The 18,017-nt window shown below is 66.8% G+C and carries 22 protein-coding genes and 1 pseudogene; 12 read left to right on the top strand and 11 right to left on the bottom strand.

Annotated elements, in window-relative coordinates:
* Positions 1-501: 501 nt before the first annotated feature.
* The 6 genes and pseudogenes from EV644_RS47315 to EV644_RS34440 form a co-directional block, all read right to left on the bottom strand.
* Positions 502-627, bottom strand: a complete 126-nt coding sequence (locus EV644_RS47315) for a hypothetical protein (protein WP_255511387.1) — start codon at positions 625-627, stop codon at positions 502-504.
* Between the two features lie 392 nt (positions 628-1,019).
* On the bottom strand, positions 1,020-1,979 hold the full coding sequence (locus EV644_RS34450; protein ID WP_255511389.1) for a tyrosine-type recombinase/integrase: 960 nt from the start codon (positions 1,977-1,979) through the stop codon (positions 1,020-1,022).
* A 78-nt stretch (positions 1,980-2,057) separates the two neighbouring features.
* Positions 2,058-2,126 (bottom strand): annotated as a pseudogene (locus EV644_RS48305) (hypothetical protein); the annotation flags it as partial.
* Between the two features lie 61 nt (positions 2,127-2,187).
* Positions 2,188-2,385, bottom strand: a complete 198-nt coding sequence (locus EV644_RS34445; RefSeq protein ID WP_132193685.1) for an excisionase family DNA-binding protein — start codon at positions 2,383-2,385, stop codon at positions 2,188-2,190.
* An 85-nt stretch (positions 2,386-2,470) separates the two neighbouring features.
* Positions 2,471-2,605, bottom strand: a complete 135-nt coding sequence (locus tag EV644_RS47310; protein ID WP_255511388.1) for a hypothetical protein — start codon at positions 2,603-2,605, stop codon at positions 2,471-2,473.
* 141 nt (positions 2,606-2,746) lie between these two features.
* Positions 2,747-3,346 carry an ABC transporter permease gene (locus tag EV644_RS34440; protein ID WP_158293006.1) on the bottom strand — a complete coding sequence of 200 codons (600 nt, stop codon included), beginning with the start codon at positions 3,344-3,346 and terminating at the stop codon, positions 2,747-2,749.
* A 170-nt stretch (positions 3,347-3,516) separates the two neighbouring features.
* Between EV644_RS34440 and EV644_RS34435 the strand changes: the two genes are divergently transcribed.
* The 3 genes from EV644_RS34435 to EV644_RS34425 all read left to right on the top strand — a co-directional run bounded on the left by EV644_RS34435 (position 3,517) and on the right by EV644_RS34425 (position 6,032).
* Positions 3,517-4,116, top strand: coding sequence for an O-methyltransferase (locus EV644_RS34435; protein WP_132193689.1), 600 nt, complete (start codon positions 3,517-3,519; stop codon positions 4,114-4,116).
* A 365-nt stretch (positions 4,117-4,481) separates the two neighbouring features.
* A complete protein-coding gene (locus EV644_RS34430; protein WP_199240155.1) occupies positions 4,482-4,991 on the top strand; it encodes a GNAT family N-acetyltransferase in 510 nt (169 codons plus the stop codon).
* A gap of 387 nt (positions 4,992-5,378) precedes the next feature.
* A complete protein-coding gene (locus tag EV644_RS34425; protein WP_132193691.1) occupies positions 5,379-6,032 on the top strand; it encodes a Type 1 glutamine amidotransferase-like domain-containing protein in 654 nt (217 codons plus the stop codon).
* A gap of 224 nt (positions 6,033-6,256) precedes the next feature.
* Here the strand turns inward: EV644_RS34425 and EV644_RS34420 are convergent, their stop codons facing one another.
* Positions 6,257-6,631: a YciI family protein gene (locus EV644_RS34420; protein ID WP_132193693.1), complete on the bottom strand. Its 375-nt coding sequence runs from the start codon at positions 6,629-6,631 to the stop codon at positions 6,257-6,259.
* Positions 6,632-6,785: 154 nt separating this feature from the next.
* Complete coding sequence (locus EV644_RS34415) at positions 6,786-7,520, bottom strand: Type 1 glutamine amidotransferase-like domain-containing protein (RefSeq protein WP_132193695.1); 735 nt, start codon at positions 7,518-7,520, stop codon at positions 6,786-6,788.
* 343 nt (positions 7,521-7,863) lie between these two features.
* On the opposite strand from EV644_RS34415, the gene EV644_RS34410 reads away from it, so the two are divergent.
* The 5 genes from EV644_RS34410 (at position 7,864) to EV644_RS34390 (ending at position 10,359) form a co-directional block, all read left to right on the top strand.
* Positions 7,864-8,190, top strand: a complete 327-nt coding sequence (locus tag EV644_RS34410) for a PadR family transcriptional regulator (protein ID WP_132193697.1) — start codon at positions 7,864-7,866, stop codon at positions 8,188-8,190.
* Positions 8,187-8,543 carry a DUF1048 domain-containing protein gene (locus EV644_RS34405; protein ID WP_132193699.1) on the top strand — a complete coding sequence of 119 codons (357 nt, stop codon included), beginning with the start codon at positions 8,187-8,189 and terminating at the stop codon, positions 8,541-8,543. The genes EV644_RS34410 and EV644_RS34405 overlap by 4 nt, the downstream gene beginning before the upstream one ends.
* Position 8,544: 1 nt before the next feature.
* On the top strand, positions 8,545-8,871 hold the full coding sequence (locus EV644_RS34400; RefSeq protein WP_132193701.1) for a DUF1048 domain-containing protein: 327 nt from the start codon (positions 8,545-8,547) through the stop codon (positions 8,869-8,871).
* Positions 8,872-8,947: 76 nt separating this feature from the next.
* On the top strand, positions 8,948-9,667 hold the full coding sequence (locus tag EV644_RS34395; protein WP_132193703.1) for an alpha/beta hydrolase: 720 nt from the start codon (positions 8,948-8,950) through the stop codon (positions 9,665-9,667).
* 137 nt (positions 9,668-9,804) lie between these two features.
* Positions 9,805-10,359, top strand: a complete 555-nt coding sequence (locus tag EV644_RS34390; protein WP_132193705.1) for a TIGR03086 family metal-binding protein — start codon at positions 9,805-9,807, stop codon at positions 10,357-10,359.
* Positions 10,360-10,406: 47 nt separating this feature from the next.
* Here EV644_RS34390 and EV644_RS34385 read toward each other — a convergent pair whose 3' ends face one another.
* Positions 10,407-10,694: a DUF1905 domain-containing protein gene (locus tag EV644_RS34385; protein ID WP_132193707.1), complete on the bottom strand. Its 288-nt coding sequence runs from the start codon at positions 10,692-10,694 to the stop codon at positions 10,407-10,409.
* A gap of 78 nt (positions 10,695-10,772) precedes the next feature.
* Complete coding sequence (locus EV644_RS34380; protein WP_132193709.1) at positions 10,773-12,005, bottom strand: MFS transporter; 1,233 nt, start codon at positions 12,003-12,005, stop codon at positions 10,773-10,775.
* Between the two features lie 284 nt (positions 12,006-12,289).
* Here EV644_RS34380 and EV644_RS34375 point away from each other — a divergent pair, with 284 nt between their 5' ends.
* From EV644_RS34375 to EV644_RS44840, 4 genes are all read left to right on the top strand, one after another.
* Positions 12,290-12,469, top strand: a complete 180-nt coding sequence (locus EV644_RS34375) for a hypothetical protein (RefSeq protein WP_132193711.1) — start codon at positions 12,290-12,292, stop codon at positions 12,467-12,469.
* 371 nt (positions 12,470-12,840) lie between these two features.
* Complete coding sequence (locus tag EV644_RS34370) at positions 12,841-14,505, top strand: ABC transporter ATP-binding protein (protein ID WP_132193713.1); 1,665 nt, start codon at positions 12,841-12,843, stop codon at positions 14,503-14,505.
* Positions 14,502-16,370: an ABC transporter ATP-binding protein gene (locus EV644_RS34365; protein ID WP_199240153.1), complete on the top strand. Its 1,869-nt coding sequence runs from the start codon at positions 14,502-14,504 to the stop codon at positions 16,368-16,370. The genes EV644_RS34370 and EV644_RS34365 overlap by 4 nt, the downstream gene beginning before the upstream one ends.
* A gap of 371 nt (positions 16,371-16,741) precedes the next feature.
* The gene (locus EV644_RS44840; protein ID WP_158293005.1) at positions 16,742-16,912 is read left to right on the top strand and encodes a hypothetical protein; all 171 of its coding nucleotides are present in this window, start codon (positions 16,742-16,744) and stop codon (positions 16,910-16,912) included.
* A gap of 5 nt (positions 16,913-16,917) precedes the next feature.
* Here the strand turns inward: EV644_RS44840 and EV644_RS47595 are convergent, their stop codons facing one another.
* A complete protein-coding gene (locus tag EV644_RS47595) occupies positions 16,918-17,883 on the bottom strand; it encodes a Gfo/Idh/MocA family protein (protein ID WP_132193715.1) in 966 nt (321 codons plus the stop codon).
* Between the last annotated feature and the right edge of the window lie 134 nt (positions 17,884-18,017).

The raw sequence follows: 18,017 nt of genomic DNA, 5'->3' as shown, positions 1-18,017 counted from the left end.
GAGGAGTTCGCGCATCGCGTCGTTCGTCACGACCCCGTGATGACCCATGCTGTACATCCTGTGTCGCACGAGGCCGAAACGCACTCTCATGCCGCGATCCGGGCGTTGCCCCAGGCGGAACCTGTCAAGCATCAACCGAGGCACGGACGTCAGGCATCCCCCGAGACAGGACACGCCTGACCCGCTCTCTCTGCCGAGTTTGGCTCTTATGGATCGAGTTTGGCTCTTATGGATCAAGGGCGCGCCTTCGGCGCGCGGCCCCGGACTGCGGGCGGCGCCGGGGCGCCGTCCTCGCCGGGGCCCAGCAGCAGGACGCTTCCCCGTCCACTCGATCCCAACTGCCAATGACCGACGTGCCTGGCGTCTGACCGCCGGTTAGCCCCGTCCCCCTGGCCGCTCGATCGTACGGCCACCACGACCCATATCAAGAGCGCTACGCGTCCCTGCGGGATCGGCAAGCCGACTCTTGACATGCGCCGCGCTGGCCTGGTTTGGCAGCTATCAGGGGGAAGGGGCAGATGTGGCGGTCTCAGAGTCCGAGTCGGCGAACACGATGGTGAACGCGCCGCGATAGACGGCGTCGTCGCCCAGCTCGGTCTCGAAGCCGATAGCGATCATGTCATCCATGGCGATGGGGTCGTCTTCGGCCAGAGTGTCAGCGACATGCTGAAGAGAGCTGTGAGGGATTGGTCCTCAGCGTCGTCCGGCAGACCGATCGAGAAGTGCTTGCAGCGAAACCCCGTCGTCATGAACGCATGGTTCCACAACCGACTTCGCGTGCCCTCCACGTGCCCGACCTGGCGGTCATCGGCGGTCACTCAGAGGGTGTTGCGGGCATCCGTTTCAGGCGTGCAGACCAGCTCCGCGCAGGCGCTCGGCCGCACTTCCAAACTGGCTACGCGAGTTCGATTCTCGTCACCCGCTCCAAACCACAAAGGCCCAGGCCAGAGGCACAAAACCCCAGACCTGGGCCCTTCATCCGGCACCCGCCGATCAGCCCGCGTGCAATTAGCGTGCAATTAGCCGGTCGGCACCAGGACCCCGGCCGCGCCGTCGTCGTCATCCGACTCGCTCTCGCGTGCAACGACCTCGTTGAGCCGGTTCGCGATCTCGCGGGCCCGCTCATCGGTCGCGTGCTGGTAGATCAGGGCCGCCCTCATGGAGCCGTGGCCCATCCGGTGCATCAGCTCTCGGGTCGATGCGCCACTCTTCGACGCGAGGTGATTACCGGTGTGCCGCAGGTCGTGGAAGTGGAAGCCTGCCGGCAGGCCAGCCTCCTTGACCCGAGTCGTCCATTTGACCGTCGTCCGCCAGCTCCCCCGCTTCGGCGTACCACCACGGGAGCCGGTGAACACCAGCGCGGTCGGCTCGTCGGGGATGTACTTGGCCAGATGCACCCTGAGTTCGTCGACTAGCACGACCGGGATCGGGACCCTCCGGACTCCGGCAGCAGACTTCGGAGGCCCCACGACCAGGCGACCGCCGCTCAGCTCAGCGATGCTGCGGTGAACGCTGACCGTCCGATCTTCCAGATCGAGGTCCATCCGACGGAGCGCGATCAACTCACCCCACCGCAGACCCGTGAACGCAGCCGCGAGGATGAACGCGCGAAACCGAGGCCCGATCGCCTCAGCCAGCGCATAGACCTGCTTCACCGTCGCCACCGAACGCTCTGCCCGCGCAGCAGTGTCAGCACCCCTGATCCTGCACGGGTTCCGTTTGATCCGCTCGTCATCGACAGCCGTCGTCATGACCGCTCGCAGCAACCGGTATGCCTTGGCCGCCGTATCTGCCGAACGGCCGTCGGCCAGGAGCTCCGTGCGCCACTTGCGCACCGTCTCCGGCCCGATCTTGGCCAGCTCCTCCTTACCGAGGAACGGGTTGAGGTGAAGTCGGAGCAAGGCGTTGTACAGCTCCCGCGTTCGCACACTCAGGTCGTGTTCCTCGATCCAACTAGCCGCATATTCACCGAACGGAATACGTCCCAGCTCGGGATCATTCCAGTCGCCCCGGATGAGTTCCGCCTGCCTCAGAGTGAGCCACCGGCCAGCCGCCGTCTAGTCCGTGAAGGTGTCGGGCGCAGTACGTCGGATGCCGTCAGGGCCTAGGTAGCTAGCCTGGAAGCGGCCTGAGGCAGCTCACGAACCAGCCCAAACTGTCGACGTCCCGGCTTGTTCCCCCTCCCCATTAGGCGGCCCTCCCCCGCTCGATCGGCTGAACCGTGTTCGCCTTGACGTACTCGGTGATTGCCGACTCAGGTATGCGCACGTTGCGGCCCGCCCTGACAAACCGGATGCGCCGTTCTGCGATGAGTCGACGAGCGAAGCGGGCCGACTTAGCACCCAGGTACGGCGCCGCCTGCTCGACGGTCAGCAGCCTCTCCATCGCAAGTTCCTCCCGTTCATGCCGCACTGTCTGCGGGGTTGTGATCAGTTGCCGAATTGGTGTCGTGGGTGGTGGGTCCGGCACGTCAGGACTCGGCACCGACGTGATCGAGTGGGCTTGCAGGCGAGCCGGGGAGCTCGGCAACGACTGGGTCCGGATCGACGTGTGGACCGACAATGTCGGCCTCCACCGGTACTACGAGCAGCGCGGCTTCCAGCACGTCCGGACTCTCGATCTCAGCGACTACCCGTCCGGGGCACTGTTCCAACGCAAGGCCACCGACCGGCGCAAAGCCCGAACCGATGCCGTGATCACCGAAGTGGCACGGGACCTGCCGACCACCCGCCAGCAGCCAGGCGCATCAGGACAGCGGACGGCACCAGCCCGGCAGGTCCGAGACCGAGACGAGGAAGCCGCAGACCAGCCAGACCGGCAGCTCCAGCGCCGATCCCAGCGCCCAGGCCGAGCGGTACCGGACCGAGGCGATGGCGATCAGGAAGCCGAGCATCGCGATCCCGGCCACGGTGGCGACGGTCGCCATCGCGAAGGCGGCCGGAGCCTTCACCTGCAGCGGGATCCCGAACGCGAAGCGTCCCCACAACAGCGTCGCCAGCAGGCTGTACCCACCGATTGTCGCCATCGACAACGTCAGCGGGATGATCAGGAGCGGAAACGCCATCGGCGCCGCGACCAGCAACTCCAGGGTGCCCTGGCGTCGTTCCATCTGCAGCACGAACGACGACGCCGTCGCGGTCGCCGACCAGACGCCCATCACCCCGGCCCCGACCAGCGTCGAGGCCATCGCCGACCGGTCGGTCGGGCCCTGGCGGTACATCAGGAAGATCGTGGTGGCGAAGAACAGCGGCCACAGCAAGGTCAGGAAGCCGTCGAATGCCGACCTGCTGCGCATCTTCAACTGCAACCACCAAGCGATGGCGACCAGCCGGACGATCCGCCTCATCCGGCCACGAGTTCGACGTAGGCGTCCTCTCAGGGCCGCAAGCCCTGCGACGACCGGTCCGGCGACCAGATTGCAGCAAGTTGCAAGGGCCACGGATGTTGTCGACAGTGGCGCCGCGACCCCTCTAGGATCGTCGTCCTGGCAGGCGGACGGGACCATGGAGGATCGACTTGTCCATCTCGGGAACGCGCAGCTACGCCGGCGCCGGTCCTCTCCCGCCACTCGTCTCGGCGGCGGTGGGTCTGGCCGAAGAACTGGAGTTTCCCTCCTCCTGCCGGATCGAGCAGGGCCGGCTGCTGGCGGCACTGGCCGCCGGAGCCACCACGTCCATCGGTGAGACCGGCACCGGCTGCGGGGTGGGGCTGGCCTGGCTGGTGACCGGCAGACGTCCTGGCGTACGCGTCGTCAGTGTCGAACGAGATCCCGACCGCGCCGAACGGACCGCTCAGCTGTTCGCCGAGATTCCCGACGTCGAGATCGTCACCGGCGACTGGACGCTGATCAACGAGCGCGGCCCGTTCGACCTGCTCGTGGTCGACGGCGGCGGCAACGGGAAGAAGGGCGCGGTCGCCGACCCGGAGCGGGTACTGAGTCCGGGCGGCACCCTGGTCATCGACGACTTCACGCCGTTGACGCAGTGGCCACCGATGCACGACGGCCGTCCGGACACCACCCGGCTCAGCTGGCTGGAGCATCCGGCGTTGTTCGCCACCGAGGTGAGGCTGGCCGGCGACCTGTCGACCATCGTCGCCACCCGTAGACCCACGTGAGCCTGGACCACGACGTCGGCGCGGAGGTCGTCTCACAACTGGGTCGCTGGCTCGATGCGCTGACTCTAGGCGTATTGCCGAGTTGGGCTCTTATGGATCAAGGCGCGCCTTCGGCGCGCGGGCCCGCCCGCGGAGTTCTTCACGAGAGCCAAGAGCATTTGCCTCCGGCGGGGGCCTCACGACTCCGGGATGACGGGTCGAATCGGCCGGCCTATTCGGTGGTGGGTCGGGGTGCATCTTCCCGCCTGCCGCTCAGCCAGGTCGCCGGGTCGAAAGTGCCACAGTGGCAGGACTTGACCCCTTCCGTCCTCGACAACCCGACGCACGGGCGCGGCGGGCGGCGGTTGGCGGCCTACGATTCGGCGGTGAGTTCCTCGCTGACTGTTCGCCCGGCTCGGGTCGAGGACGTCTCGCAGATGGCGCGCGTGAATGTGCGGTGCTGGCAGGAGACGTATCGGGGACTCATGTCGAACGCGGTGCTCGACGACGCGGGCTTCCTGGCTGCTCGGGAGCGGTTTTGGACTGCCGCGTTGACCGACGAGCGCTATCGCGAGAATCGCGTGGCTGTCGCCGAGCGGGACGCCGACCTGGTCGGGATCGCCATGTCAGGACCGCCCTTCGACGCCGGGGCGGCGTGGGCGAGGCAGCTGTATGTGCTCTATGTGTACGCGGCCGACCACGGCACGGGTGCTGGGCCGGCGCTGCTGGAGGCGGTCGTGGACCCCGAGGAGTCGGTGGCGCTGTGGGTGGCCGACCCGAACCCTCGTGCACAGGCGTTCTACCGCAAGCACGGCTTCGTTGCCGACGGGACGGCCCAGGTCGAGGGCGGAGTGCGGGAGATCCGCATGGTCCGCGGCATGCAGCACAGTCGGTAATCCAGTTCGCGGGCGGGCTCCCGGCTGGCGTCGCCTGGATGGGCCTCAGCGGTGCAAGAAGTGCGGTGGCGCGCATGAAGGACGGCTGGCCGGCCGATTCAGTCGTGGATCTCGTCCATCAGCTGTTCATCGAACCATCGCGACGCTTCGACAGGCAACTGCGGGCCGAATACTGACCTCCGTCCCAGGGCAGGCACACTCAGCCGATGACAGTGCGCGCTTGCGGAGGCTCGCCGAATCTTCTGGCAGGTTGTCGGATCCGGACCGTAGCGTTCGTGGAACAGGTGAATGGCGGCCAGTCGAGGGCGCCAAGACAAGGAGTCAGGCGATGACGCGTCCACGATCTGTATGCCACCCGAATCCGTCGCACTCAACTCGGGAGGCGTTGTGAAGCTCCTTCTCACATCCGGAGGCGTTACGAACAGGAGCATCCGCGATGCGCTGGTCGAGCTGCTGGGCAAGCCGATCTCCGGCTCCCGTGCGCTCTGCATCCCCACGGCGCAGTGGGGCCACCCGATGTGCGGGCCCGCCTCGGTGCGGGAGTTCGTCACCGGCGAGCCGTCCAGCCTGGGCTGGGAGTCCGCGGGCGTCCTCGAGCTCACCGCGCTGCCTAGCATCGGCGAGGAGCGGTGGGTGCCGTGGGTCCGAGAGGCCGACGTGCTGCTGGTGGACGGTGGCGACGCGTCGTACCTGTGCCACTGGATACGGCGGTCAGGGCTGTCGGAGGTCATGTCGTCGCTGCCTGAGACGGTCTGGGTGGGGGTGAGTGCCGGCAGCATGGTGATGACTCCGCGGATCGGCGACGACTTCGTCGAGTGGCCGTCTGCACCGGACGACCGCACGCTTGGGGTCGTCGACTTCTCGATCTTCCCGCACCTGGACCACGAGCTCATGCCGGAGAACACCATGGTCGAGGCGGAGAGATGGGCCGCCGACATCGCAGGTCCGGCGTACGCCATCGACGACCAGACCGCCATCAAGGTGACCGACGGCACTGTCGAGGTCATCTCCGAAGGGAAGTGGAAGGCTTTCCCCGCATAGCCGCCGACTGCGATCGGAGCTGCAAGCATCGGTTACGCCAACAAGCCCGGCAAGGCTGACGTTCGGGCCGCCGCTGGAGCCGATGCCGTGATCGCCACATCGACGAACTCACCGAGGCGATCGGCGCCAACCAGGCGAACGGCATCAGCTCCGCGGATCAGACGGTCCAGGCGGGATCGATTTCCGGGCGTTCCATGATGAGATCGCGGTCGATCATTTGGCGTTCAGGCAGTCCCGGGGGAGGGCACGCCGGGGGTTGCGTACCGGAAACGTCGCACCTCCTGCGGCCAACCGCAGGCCACAGCGATCTTTCCAGCCCACAGCCGCGCAGCCACCTCGTCGGCCACGTCGACGACGGCGAAGCCGCCGAGATGCTCCTTGGACTCGACGTACGGGCCGTCTGTGAACAGCGGGGAGCCGCTCGACGCATCGACGCTGAACACCGGGGCAGCATCGTCCAGGCCGCCGGTGAAGATGAGGACCCCGGCAGCCTTCATCTCTGCCCTCAGCGTGCTGGTAGCCCTAGACGCATCGCGTAGATCCTCGTCCGTGAGATCGCCCACCCACTCGTCGTTGAATGCGATGAGGTACTCGGTCATGTCTCCTCCTTTGCGGGGTGGCCCCTGCGGCTACTCTCCACCTTCTCCACGAACGGCGGCAGCCCAATCCGACACCGCGTCAGGAATCTTCCGGGACAGCGGCAATGCCTCAGCCGCTTTCAGCCTGCTTCAGCTATCCCGGCCCCTCCGTGTATCAGGGGGTGAACAGCTTCCAGTGCCCCTCGGAGACGACGTCGACGATGCCGTCGGTCACCTTGATGGCGGTCTGGTCGTCGATCGCGTACGTCGGCGCAGGAATCCGTGCCGCCCACTTTTCTGCGTTGGCCAAGGAAGCGTCGGGGTGGTACTCGTGATCCAGGTGCGGGATCATCGCGAAGTCAACGAGTCCCGCTCCCTGTCCCGTGACCAGGATTCTGTCGACGTTTCCCTGGGGCGTGGCGAAGACGATGTCCTCCGACTTCAGCGGTCCATCGTTTCCGCGGGGCGGTTCGGTGTAGGTCTCGACGAAGGTGGCGGCAGCAGCGATGCTCCCGGCGCTCACCCCGACGTAGACCGCCTCGGAGCGCAGCGTCGGCAGGAGATCGGCCAAACCGGAGCGCTGCATCCAGTTGGCGAGAAACAGGGGGTCGCCGCCCCATACCAGCAATGCGTCGGCGTCCCGGACAGTTGGCACCCAAGCAGCCTCCTCGATGCTCGGCAGCACCGACAGCTCCAGGATCCCCAACGACTTCCACCCCAGCTCAGACATCGGCGATGGAGCCTTGCCGCTGATCGCCCGCGACGCCATGTAGGGCCCGCCGGGGAAGGGATAGATGGCGGTGGGGATGAAGAGGGCGTTGGACTCGGCGATCGGTTTGCCCAGGAGGTCGACCAGCGCGTCGTGGATGCTCGCGTTCTTGATGCCGGCGGAAGTGAGTAGAAGCCTCATGTCGCCTTTCCTTGGTTGTCCGGCGAGTACGACGACGCCGAGCCGTTCTCAGGCGTCACACCGTGCTCACAGTCTGTCATTAGCGGTGGAGCGAGCGCCCTCATGCGCGGCCGCTCAACCCTGCAACGAACAGCTCTGCCCCGATCCGACACCGCATCCCGGATTTTCTCCAAGAAACCTTCTGGTAGCCAGCGCACGATGGCGTCTAGCTCGAGGTGACACTGTGGCTGTGGGCAACATGTCGCCCGATGCTCTCCACTTACTGGGTATGCCCACTACTCGGTGGTACCGTATAGTGGTACTCGGTACCACCGAGTACCAAGAGGATCGAAGAGGACCCACGATGGACGACCTGACGGAGATGCTGAAGGGCACGCTCGAGGGCTGCGTGCTTGAAATCATCGGCAGCGAGGAGACCTACGGGTACGCCATCACGCGTCGGCTGAACGAACTCGGCTTCGCCGACGTCATCGAGGGCACGGTTTACACCATCCTGCTGCGACTGGAGAGGAACGGGCTCGTCCAGGTGACGAAACGGCCGTCCGGGCAGGGCCCGCCGCGCAAGTTCTATGCGCTCAACGACGCGGGGCGCGAAGAACTCGCGACGTTCTGGGTGAAATGGGAGTACGTCACATCACGGATCGACAAGCTCAAGGAGGGCGGGAGATGAACTTCTGGGAGACCATCACAGGCAGCGACCTCACCAGGGAATGGAAGGCGTTCGAAGCCCGGGCCGAGGCATTGCCGAACGACTACCGGGCGGCGTGGGACGAGATCAAGCGTCATCTTTCTCCCTACTCGGACTTCACCGGTCGAAACCTGATGCCGATCCTCGACGGCGCTCTGGGGCTGCTCGAAGAGTCAGCGGCCGATGGGCAAAGCATTTATCAGGTAGTGGGTGACGACATTGAGGGCTTCAGCGCGGCGCTGGCCGGCGGAGAAGGGGCTCGGAACTATCGCGACCGGTGGCGCGAGCAGTTGAACACGAACGTTGCAAGAAAATTGGACCGGCTAGGAGGCTGACGTGGGCATCCAAGACATCATCGAGGGCAAGAAGCAGTGGCGGGCGCACATGGCGCGGGTCAAGGCGCTCCCGCCGGACTACCAGATCGTCTACAAGGAGATTCAGAGGTACCTCTTCAAGGTTGGACCGATCGACTTGCTCGACGGGTCCCTGCTTTCGGGGATCATCGACTTCTTCGAGGAGGGGGTCGCGGCCGGCAAAGGAGTCGTGGAACTCATCGGCAACGACGTCGCTGCCTTCTGCGACGACCTGGTCAAGGACTCGCGCACCTACGCGGACATCTATCAAGAGTCCATCAGCGGGGAACCTGGCACGGCCGAGAAGTAACAGCCGACCGTGAGCAGCCTTACCGACGCGGCCCGCGTCGCTAGGGACGCGACTCTGAAAGATCGAGGTGCGACCAATGGATGACCAAGCAGCCGTCGGACCCGGTGGTGCCGATTCGGCGCCGGAACCAGCTCGTGCTGATCCGATAGCGGGAGAGCTCGTCACCGAGACGTTCGAGTACGACGGCGGCCGGCAAGTCACGGTGTACGTGCCGCCGGACCCGCCTGAGGCAGTCGTGTTCGCCGGTGACGGTCAGCTGATCTCGCAGTGGGGCGGGTACCTCGAGGCGGCCGACGTACCACCCACGATGATCGTCGGTGCCTACCGCACGGACGATGACGATGAGATGGCGCGCATCCGTGAGTACTCACCATCGTTCGACGAGGAACGGTTCGCGGCCCACGAAAGCTTTTTCGTCGACGACGTCCGCAACTGGGTGCGGTCGCGCTTCAGTGTCGCGCTGCCGGCCGAACGCACTGCGGTGTGCGGCGTGTCGGCGAGTGGAGAGCTGGCGCTGGCCATGGGGCTTCGGCATCCGGGCGTCTACGGCGCGGTCTTCTGCGCCTCGCCCGGCGGCGGCTATCGCCCGCCCGCCGTGATGCCAAGCCCTCTTCCGCGCACCTACCTTGTCGCCGGAACGCTGGAGCCGTGGTTCCTCGAGAACGCGACCCGGTGGGCGGACGCACTGCGAGATGCCGATGCGGACGTCGTGACGACCGAGCGGATCGGAAACCACGGCGACCAGTTCTGGCAAGCCGAGTTCCCGCTGATGGTGGCCTGGGCGTTTGGACGCTGAAGCCGTCGACGGTCGGCGTCCCCTGGTCACTGCAGGCTGCTGAAGCCGGCCGGGGTCCGGCATCCGTGGCCGGACGAGATCGCCACTTACTGAGCCAAGGGCTCGCGGGTGGCGGGAGCGGGCGTAGCCTCCGGGCCGTGGAGATTATTCGGGCAGCGGCTGGTGAGTTCAAGAGAGTGGTTGTGTCGCTGCCGGCGGACGCATGGGACAACGGCACTCCTTGTGACATCACGGTTCGCGAGGTTGTCGGGCATGTGGTGGCCGGCAACATCTTCGCGGTACGGCTTCTGGCGGGGGCGTCGGCGGCGGAGGCGACTGCCGGGCTTGACGCGGATCAACTGGGCGACGACCCACTCGGCGCGGTCGGGGCGTCCTGCGAACGCCAGACGACGGCGTTCGCGGGCGCCGACGAGAACCGGGTCCTGCACCACCCGAGCGGCGATATCTCCCTGGATACATTCGTGCGGTTCCGGCTCGGAGAGTTGGTCGTTCACGCGTGGGACCTGGCGGTTGGCGGGGGCCTCGACCGGTCCCTGGATCCAGCTGTGGTGGAGGCCCTGTGGGCTCTGGTCGAACCGAATCTCGACGAGATGCGCACGATGGGCGCCTTCGGACCCGGCGCAAGCGCCAACCTCCCGAACAACGCATCGCCCCAGCGCCGCCTGCTAGACGCCTTCGGCCGCCGCCCCTGATCACTTACACGTCAGATGTTCCGGTACTGCGAGCCCCGTGGCCGAGGTCAGAGGTCGACTTCCAGGTTGACGGTGACGAGGTCGCCGAGTTCCAGGTCTTCGGCTTTTCGGACCCAGGACTTGATCGGGACTATGTAGGCGCCGTCCTTGGGCCAGAGGGCTGTCTTCCAGTTGGTCTCGCCGATCTGGGCGGTGACGGGGATCATGCCCCAGCCGTAGGAGACGGCGGTGGACGTCGCCTCCAGGTCGCCGCACTGGTCGTCGGGGACGGTGACGAAGTGCCACGGCGCAGGGCCTTTCCAGAACCACATCTCACCGCTGAACTCCAGCTCCATCCCGCAAGCATAAGAATCTAGCCGCGGACACGCGTTGTCGCACCAGGCGAAGGAACCAGGAGAACCCCGACGGATCGGTCACGTGGTTCGAGACGGTTTGTACTCGGATGCGGAAGCAGTTGGCGTAGACGAGAGCCGGCGGAGGGGTGAGAGGGCTACGGGCAGGGTGCCGAGGAGCATCCCTGCCGTGCTGAGGGTCAGGGTTAGGCGGAGGCCCAGGGGGCCGGCTAGTAGGCCGGAGGTCAGGGCGCCGAGGGTTTGGCCTCCTATTACGAGGGTTCGCCAGGTGGCTGTCGTTTGGCCTAGGAGGGGCTCGGGGACCAGCGACTGGCGGAGGGTTCGTTGGGGGACGCCGTAGAGCGGCATGCCCAGGCCGCTGAGGAGTCGGGCCAGGAAGACCAGCGGGGTTGCGGCCATAGCAAGGAGGACGCCGCCGAGCGAGGCCAGGACTTGGCCTGAGAGGTAGGCGCGGCCTAGGCCGAGGCGGGTGCTGTACGCCGGGGCGACCGCCGCGCCGACGACTGAAGCGGCGCCCGCGACTGTGATTGCCACGCCGACCAGCGCGGGCGACCAGTGGAGCTCCCGGACCAGGTAGAGGACGATCAGCGGTCCCTGCACGGCGCCGGCGATCGCCCCGATGGTTGCGGAGATGGTGAGCGGCCGCAGCACCGGATGAGCGAAGAGCACACGCAGACCCGCGGACAGCCGCACCCGGGAACCCGCGGCGGCCGGAGTACGGGCTGGCTCCCGCAACAGAGAAGAAGACACTGCAGAGACGACGAAGGACAGGGCGTCGAAGGCGATCGCAAATGGCGCACTAACCAACTGCACCAGGAAGCCGGCAACAGACGGACCGGTGGTCGAGGCAACGGTCTGGTTCAGCATGGACGCGCTGTTGGCCCGCATCAGGTCGTCCCGCGCTAGCAGCGACGGCAACAACGTCATTGACGCCGTGTCGGACAGCAGGGTCAGCACACCGGCCAGCAGAGCCACCACGTACAGGTGTTCCATCCGCAGCAGGCCGAAAGCCGACAGCACAGGGATGGCGCCGAGCAGCAAGGCCCGTCCCACGTCACTGACGACCAACAGCCGACGCAGCGACAGGCGATCCACCCACACCCCAGCAGGCAGGCCGAACAGCAAGTGCGGCAGCACTGTCAGCGCAGCCAGCAGCCCCATCTCGAACGGTGTGGCCCCAAGTGCAACCACCGCTACCAGCGGCAGCGCGACTGTCGTGATCGCGGTACCTCCGGCAGATACGGCCTGACCGATCCACAGCTTGCGGAACTCACCCCGGACGACCCATGGCATGCCCAGCAACCTGTCAGCCGGCAGCGACCAGTACTACGCCCGTTCACCACCAGCGAAGGCTGTTCACTGCACGCGAAACATAGGCCCTCGAGGAGTGAAAGGCAGCGTCGCACAGGCCGGGATCAGCCAGGCATGGTCGCGCCGCACCCGCACCACGTCGCTGTACCCGTCGGTGATGAGCAGGATCGGCCCGTTCGCCGGGAAGTCCTCGGTCCGGGGCGTCGCAGTAGACCATCTGCGCCACGGTCCTGCTGGTCACGATCAACGGCCCGGGCCAGGGCAAGGTGGACGTCTACCACGCGAACATCAAGATCGGCACGGTGTCACTCGCAGCCACCACCACCCAGCGCAAGGTGACCTACCTGCCGATCACACCGTTCCGTACCGGGGCGGTCAAGATCGTCTCCACCTCGACCGCGCGGGCGGTCATCGACGGGGTCGCCTTCCTCCGCCAGAATCCCTAGCGGCCGCGGCGATCGATGGAGCAGCGCACTCGAGGTGCTGAGATCTATCACGATTCGTGATCACTGTGAGCCCTGTCACCGCGCGGTGACAGGGCTCACCCATTGCACAAAGCGGTAATTCATCACCCGGGAATGGAAATCGCAGGACAAGCGCTTACCTACTGAGCGATACTGGAAAGTGCGCCGTTTTCCGGTCGCGTCCCCCTCCCGTGCCGAGCATGTTGGGAAGTGCGCCCCTCCAGATGCCCTCAGAGCAACCTGTCCAAGCGCCGTCGATCGCAGCCCCTTCTAGCCGCAGTACCCCCAGGCGAAGCCAGAATCTCTGGCGACTCCGCCCCTATCTCCGCCCCCACAAGTGGCGCCTGGCGATCATGTTCTCCACCGCCATGCTGGGCGTCGGCGTCGGCCTCACCGTCCCCCTGGTCACCCGGGCCATCATCGACGGTCCGGTCACCCGCAGAGAGATCGATCTGCTCCTCCCGCTGGGTCTGCTGGCCCTCGGCCTCAGCATCAGCGAGGTACTGCTGGTCTGGGCCCGCCGCTGGGCGCAGTCCCGGGCCGTCAGCGACCTCGAGGCCGCTCTCCGCAACGACCTCTATATCCGGCTGCAAGCCCTGCCGATGGAGTTCCACAGCCGCTGGCAGAGCGGGCAGCTGCTGTCCCGGGTCACCGCCGACCTGTCCACCATCCGCCGGTTCATGGGTTTCGGTCTGCTCTTCCTGGTGATCAACGTTTTGCAACTGGTAGTCGTCACCATCCTGCTGCTCCGGCTGTACTGGCCGCTCGGCATCGTGGTGCTGGTGGCCGCGGCACCGATCATCGTGGTGTCGCTGAAGTTCGAGAAGAAGTACCTGGCGATCTCCCGGCGGGTGCAGGACCAGCAGGGCGACCTGGCCACCCGGATCGAGGAGTCGGCGGTCGGCTTCCGGGTGATCAAGGCCTTCGGCCGCCGCGAGCACGTGAAGAAGCAGTTCAACGGCGGCGCGGTGAAGCTCTACGACACGTCGGTGGACAAGGTCCGGCTGGCGTCGCGGTTCTGGACCTTCCTGGAGGTGATCCCGAACCTGACCCTGGTGATCGTGCTGCTGCTCGGCGCGCTCGCGGTCGGCCGGGAGGCCATCACGCTCGGCACCCTGGTCGCGTTCATCACCTTGATGCTGTCGCTGATCTGGCCGGTGGAGTCGCTCGGCACCATCCTCGCGATGGCGCAGGAGGCGATGACGTCGGCGGACCGGATCAGCGAGATCCTGGACACCGAGTCCACCATCACCGACGGCCCGGACGAGCTGGTGAACCCGCGGGGGCACCTGCGGTTCGAGCACGTCAGCTTCCGGTTCAGTCCGGACTCGGCCGACGTACTGCGTGACATCAACCTGGACCTGCCGCCCGGTACGACGCTGGCGCTGGTCGGCGCCACCGGCTCCGGCAAGACGACGCTCACCTCCCTGGTCCCCCGGCTGTACGACGTGACTGGCGGGCGGATCACGATCGACGGGCACGACGTCCGGGATCTCACCCTGAAATCGCTGCGGACCGCGGTGGCCTCGGCGTTCGACGACCCGACGCTGTTCTCGATGAGTGCCCGGGAGAACATCACGCTCGGCCGGCCGGACGCGTCCGAGGCGGACGTGCAGCAGGCCCTGGAGATCGCCCAGGCGACCTTCGCGAACGACCTGCCCTGGGGTCTGGACACCCGGGTCGGTGAGCAGGGCATGTCCCTGTCCGGTGGCCAACGGCAACGACTCGCGCTCGCGCGTGCGGTGCTCGCAAGGCCCGCCGTACTGGTGCTCGACGACACGCTGTCGGCGCTCGACGTACACACCGAGGCCCTGGTGGAGGAGGCGCTGCGGAACGTGTTGGCAGCGACCACCGGCATCGTGGTGGCACACCGCGCGTCCACGGTCATGCTGGCCGACCAGGTGGCGCTGCTGGAGAACGGCACGATCACCCACGTCGGCACTCACGCGGAACTGCTCGCCACGGTTCCGGCGTACCGGACCTTGCTCGCGGCGGAAGAGGAGGAGGTGCACGCATGACGACGACCCAGCAGACACCTCCGCAGTCCTCGACCGACCAGCCGACCGCCCAGCAGGACTCCTGGCGCGGGTACGCCGAGGAGGGCAACGACGAGTTGTCGAGGGCAACGACCGTGCGGCTCAAGGAGCAGTCGCGCAAGTTGCTCGGCGAGCTCCTGCGGCCGTACCACAAGCTGATCTGGCTGCTCGTCGTGATCGTCGTGGTGGAGAACGCGGCGCGGCTCGCGGTGCCGTACCTGGTCCACCTCGGCATCGACAAGGGCATCCCGCCGATCCTGGCCGGCGAGGGCAGCAAGACACTGCTCACGGTGGTCGCGGCGGTGTTCGCCTCGGCGCTGATCCAGGCCGCGGCCCGGTGGCTCTTCCTGATGCGGTCCGGCCGGCTCGGCCAGACGATCCTGCTCGGCCTGCGCCGGCGGGTGTTCGACCACTTCCAGCGGCTCAGCCCGTCGTTCCACGACAAGTACACCTCTGGCCGGGTGATCTCCCGGCTGACGTCGGACGTCGACGTCATCGACGAGATGCTGGAGACCGGGTTCGACGGCCTGGTGACGGCGCTGCTCACCCTGATCGGAACGTCCGTCCTGCTGCTCACGCTGGACGTCAAGCTCGGGCTGCTGGCCCTGCTGTCGTTCCCCGCGCTGTTCCTGCTGACCGCGTGGTTCCGCCGCCGGTCGGCGATCGTCTACCGGCGCACGCGTGAGGCCGTAGTACTGGTGATCGTGCACTTCGTCGAGTCGATGACCGGTATCCGCGCCGTCCAGGCGTTCCGCCGGGAGCCGCGCAACGAGGAGATCTTCTGGGGGGTCAACGACAAGTACCGCGAGGCGAACCTCGAGTCGTTCCGGATCAACGCGATCTTCATGCCGTCGATCAAGGGCGTCGGCAACATCACCATCGTCGCCATCCTGGCCTACGGCGGCTGGCAGGCCTACCACGGGCACGTCACGGTCGGCGTGCTGACCGCCTTCCTGCTGTACCTGCGGCAGTTCTTCGAGCCGCTGCAGGACATCTCGCAGTTCTACAACACCTTCCTGTCCGCGAGCGCCGCGCTGGAGAAGCTGTCCGGCGTGCTCAACGAGAAGCCAGACGTCGCCGAGCCGGTGCAGCCGGCCCAGCCGACCAAGGCACGAGGTCACCTTCAACTGCGCAACGTGCAGTTCTCGTACGTCGACGGGGTGGCCGTGCTGCCCGGACTCGACCTCGACGTACCGGCCGGGCAGACGCTTGCCCTGGTCGGGACCACCGGCGCGGGCAAGACCACGATCGCCAAACTGGTGGCCAGGTTCTACGACCCGACCGGCGGGCACGTGATGCTGGACGGGATCGACCTGCGGAAGCTGACCGAGGACGACCTGCGCGAGCGGGTGGTGATGGTGACGCAGGAGAACTTCCTGTTCACCGGGACCGTGGCCGACAACATCCGGTTCGGCAAGCCGGACGCGACCATGGACGAGATCGTCGAGGCGGCCAAGGTGATCGGCGCGCACGACTTCATCATGGCGCTGCCGGACGGCTACGAGACCCCGGTCGCGAAGCGCGGCAGCCGGCTGTCCGCGGGCCAGCGGCAACTGGTCGCGTTCGCCCGGGCCTTCCTGGCGGACCCGGCGGTGCTGATCCTGGACGAGGCGACCTCCAGCCTCGACATCCCCAGCGAGCGGCTGATCCAGCGCGCGCTGCGGACCATCCTGGACGACCGGACCGCGATCGTGATCGCCCACCGCCTCTCCACCGTGGAGACCGCGGACCGGGTGATCGTGCTCGAACACGGCCGCATCATCGAGGACGGCACCCCCGCCGACCTCATCACCACCGGCGGCAACTACGCCGGCCTCCACCAGGCCTGGGAAGACTCCCTCGCCTGACCCCCGCAGTACCGCGAAACCGCCCCGAGCCTCCCGGCCCGGGGCGGTTTCTGTTGCGGCTTGCGGCTCTAGGCTCGGCGCATGCGATCTGCTGAGGAACTGAAGGACAAGTGGCTGGCCGAACTGCCGTTGATCATGGCTCGGACCGGCATGTACGGGATCAACGGCGCCCACGTCCAAGACCTCTGCCGGCGGCTACTGGACGATCTGTGCTTCCTCGACGAGCGGCATGACGGCTACTGGGGGCGATTCAATGGACCGGTACGGCAGTCGCGGGGTGCAAGGACCGTTCCTGGAGATGTTCGGACGCGACCGCAACTGCACGGCCGAAGTTGCCACGGGACGACGACCCCTTGGTCCGGGAGTTCCGCTTGCCTGCGGACACCTTCGAGTCAGGACTGCACCTGACGCTGTTCGGGAAGGTACTGCGCTGGGGGCCGGGCTGGTGGATCCATCACCCGGACGACACCGTGCCGGCCGAGTCACAGGCGATCGCGGCTCAACTCCGTCAGATCGAGTCGGACGACCCTTCGCTGCCGTAGGCAGTTCACCGGACACCTTGGTGGAAGGACTCGACCAGGTGTCGGACTCGGTGGGCGGTGGGGAAGGTGGCCAGGTCGGGGGTGGGATGGCCGTGGATGGCTTGGGCGAAGAGGGATAGGCGGGTCGATTCGGGAGCTGGGGCGGGGAGGTCGAGGGAGGCCCAGGAGTTGCCGTGGGCAACGGACAGGGCGGTCCAGTTGGTCAGGCGGTAGGACTGCTTGGTGCCACGCAGGGTCCACTCGTACGTCGTGGGGCCGGCGGCGCCCGCGATGCCTGTCAGGTGCACTGGGATCTTGCCTGCTCGCAGTAGGCCGTACGCCGTTGTCTCGGCGGAGGTGGGGTCGTGATGGTCCATTGCGACGTGGATCGGGTCGAGGGGGCCCAGGAGGCGGTCGGTGAGGTAGGCGAAGTGGGAGAAGACCTCGCGGAGGAAGCCGCCCTGCGCACGGCGCGCGAGCCAGGTGGCCTCGGCTTGGAACTTGCGCGGCCACTCGGCGAAGGCGAGCCGGATCTCGACCGCCAGTACGTCGCCCGCTCGCCCGTCGGCGATCGCCTGTTCGAGGTACTGCGTGGCCGGCTGATTCGACAGGGAGAAGTTGACGGCAGCTGCTCGGCCGGAGGCTTGCGCCGCAGCCACCATCGCCTCCCCATCGGCGGCCGACACGGCCAGCGGCTTCTCACAGAAGACCGCCTGCCCAGCCTCGAGAGCCGGTACGACGAGCGCCGCGTGCGTGGCCGGTGGAGTCGCGACATAGATGGCGTCGACCGAGTCGGCGCCGATCACGTCCTCCACCTTCGTACTGAAACTCACTCCGGACTCCACCGTGTTCCAGGCTGCGGCGACGGCGGCCGGGTTCAGATCGACAGCGTGGGTGAGGGTGAAGTCGGGATGGGTCACGGCCTCCGCGAGCATCCGGCGGCCCATCGCACCGAGGCCGACGATTCCAAGGCGAATCGGAGCAGACGTCATAGCCCATTCTCACCCGGCGAGCTACCACCGGCTCCACCTGAACACCACCCGGCGCACTCCCGCTCCACCTGAGCGACAGCCAGAGCCGGGCCCGGTTGCGAAGGGTGTTGCTGCTCGGTGTTGGACGAGGTGCC

The organism is Kribbella orskensis (assembly GCF_004342085.1).
GTDB classification, from domain to species: Bacteria; Actinomycetota; Actinomycetes; order Propionibacteriales; family Kribbellaceae; genus Kribbella; species Kribbella orskensis.
Note: the sequence above shows the minus strand (reverse complement) of the source record. Positions and strands in the feature narration are given on the sequence as shown.

What these genes read in the sequence shown, in the direction of transcription:
- EV644_RS47315 (WP_255511387.1), bottom strand. Translation starts at nt 627, where the DNA reads ATGGATGACATGATCGCTATCGGCTTCGAGACCGAGCTGGGCGACGAC.
- EV644_RS34445 (WP_132193685.1), bottom strand. Translation starts at nt 2,385, where the DNA reads ATGGAGAGGCTGCTGACCGTCGAGCAGGCGGCGCCGTACCTGGGTGCT.
- EV644_RS34440 (WP_158293006.1), bottom strand. Translation starts at nt 3,346, where the DNA reads ATGAGGCGGATCGTCCGGCTGGTCGCCATCGCTTGGTGGTTGCAGTTG.
- EV644_RS34420 (WP_132193693.1), bottom strand. Translation starts at nt 6,631, where the DNA reads ATGACCGAGTACCTCATCGCATTCAACGACGAGTGGGTGGGCGATCTC.
- EV644_RS34415 (WP_132193695.1), bottom strand. Translation starts at nt 7,520, where the DNA reads ATGAGGCTTCTACTCACTTCCGCCGGCATCAAGAACGCGAGCATCCAC.
- EV644_RS34410 (WP_132193697.1), top strand. Translation starts at nt 7,864, where the DNA reads ATGGACGACCTGACGGAGATGCTGAAGGGCACGCTCGAGGGCTGCGTG.
- EV644_RS34405 (WP_132193699.1), top strand. Translation starts at nt 8,187, where the DNA reads ATGAACTTCTGGGAGACCATCACAGGCAGCGACCTCACCAGGGAATGG.
- EV644_RS34395 (WP_132193703.1), top strand. Translation starts at nt 8,948, where the DNA reads ATGGATGACCAAGCAGCCGTCGGACCCGGTGGTGCCGATTCGGCGCCG.
- EV644_RS34385 (WP_132193707.1), bottom strand. Translation starts at nt 10,694, where the DNA reads ATGGAGCTGGAGTTCAGCGGTGAGATGTGGTTCTGGAAAGGCCCTGCG.
- EV644_RS34380 (WP_132193709.1), bottom strand. Translation starts at nt 12,005, where the DNA reads ATGCCATGGGTCGTCCGGGGTGAGTTCCGCAAGCTGTGGATCGGTCAG.
- EV644_RS34370 (WP_132193713.1), top strand. Translation starts at nt 12,841, where the DNA reads ATGTTCTCCACCGCCATGCTGGGCGTCGGCGTCGGCCTCACCGTCCCC.
- EV644_RS34365 (WP_199240153.1), top strand. Translation starts at nt 14,502, where the DNA reads ATGACGACGACCCAGCAGACACCTCCGCAGTCCTCGACCGACCAGCCG.
- EV644_RS47595 (WP_132193715.1), bottom strand. Translation starts at nt 17,883, where the DNA reads ATGACGTCTGCTCCGATTCGCCTTGGAATCGTCGGCCTCGGTGCGATG.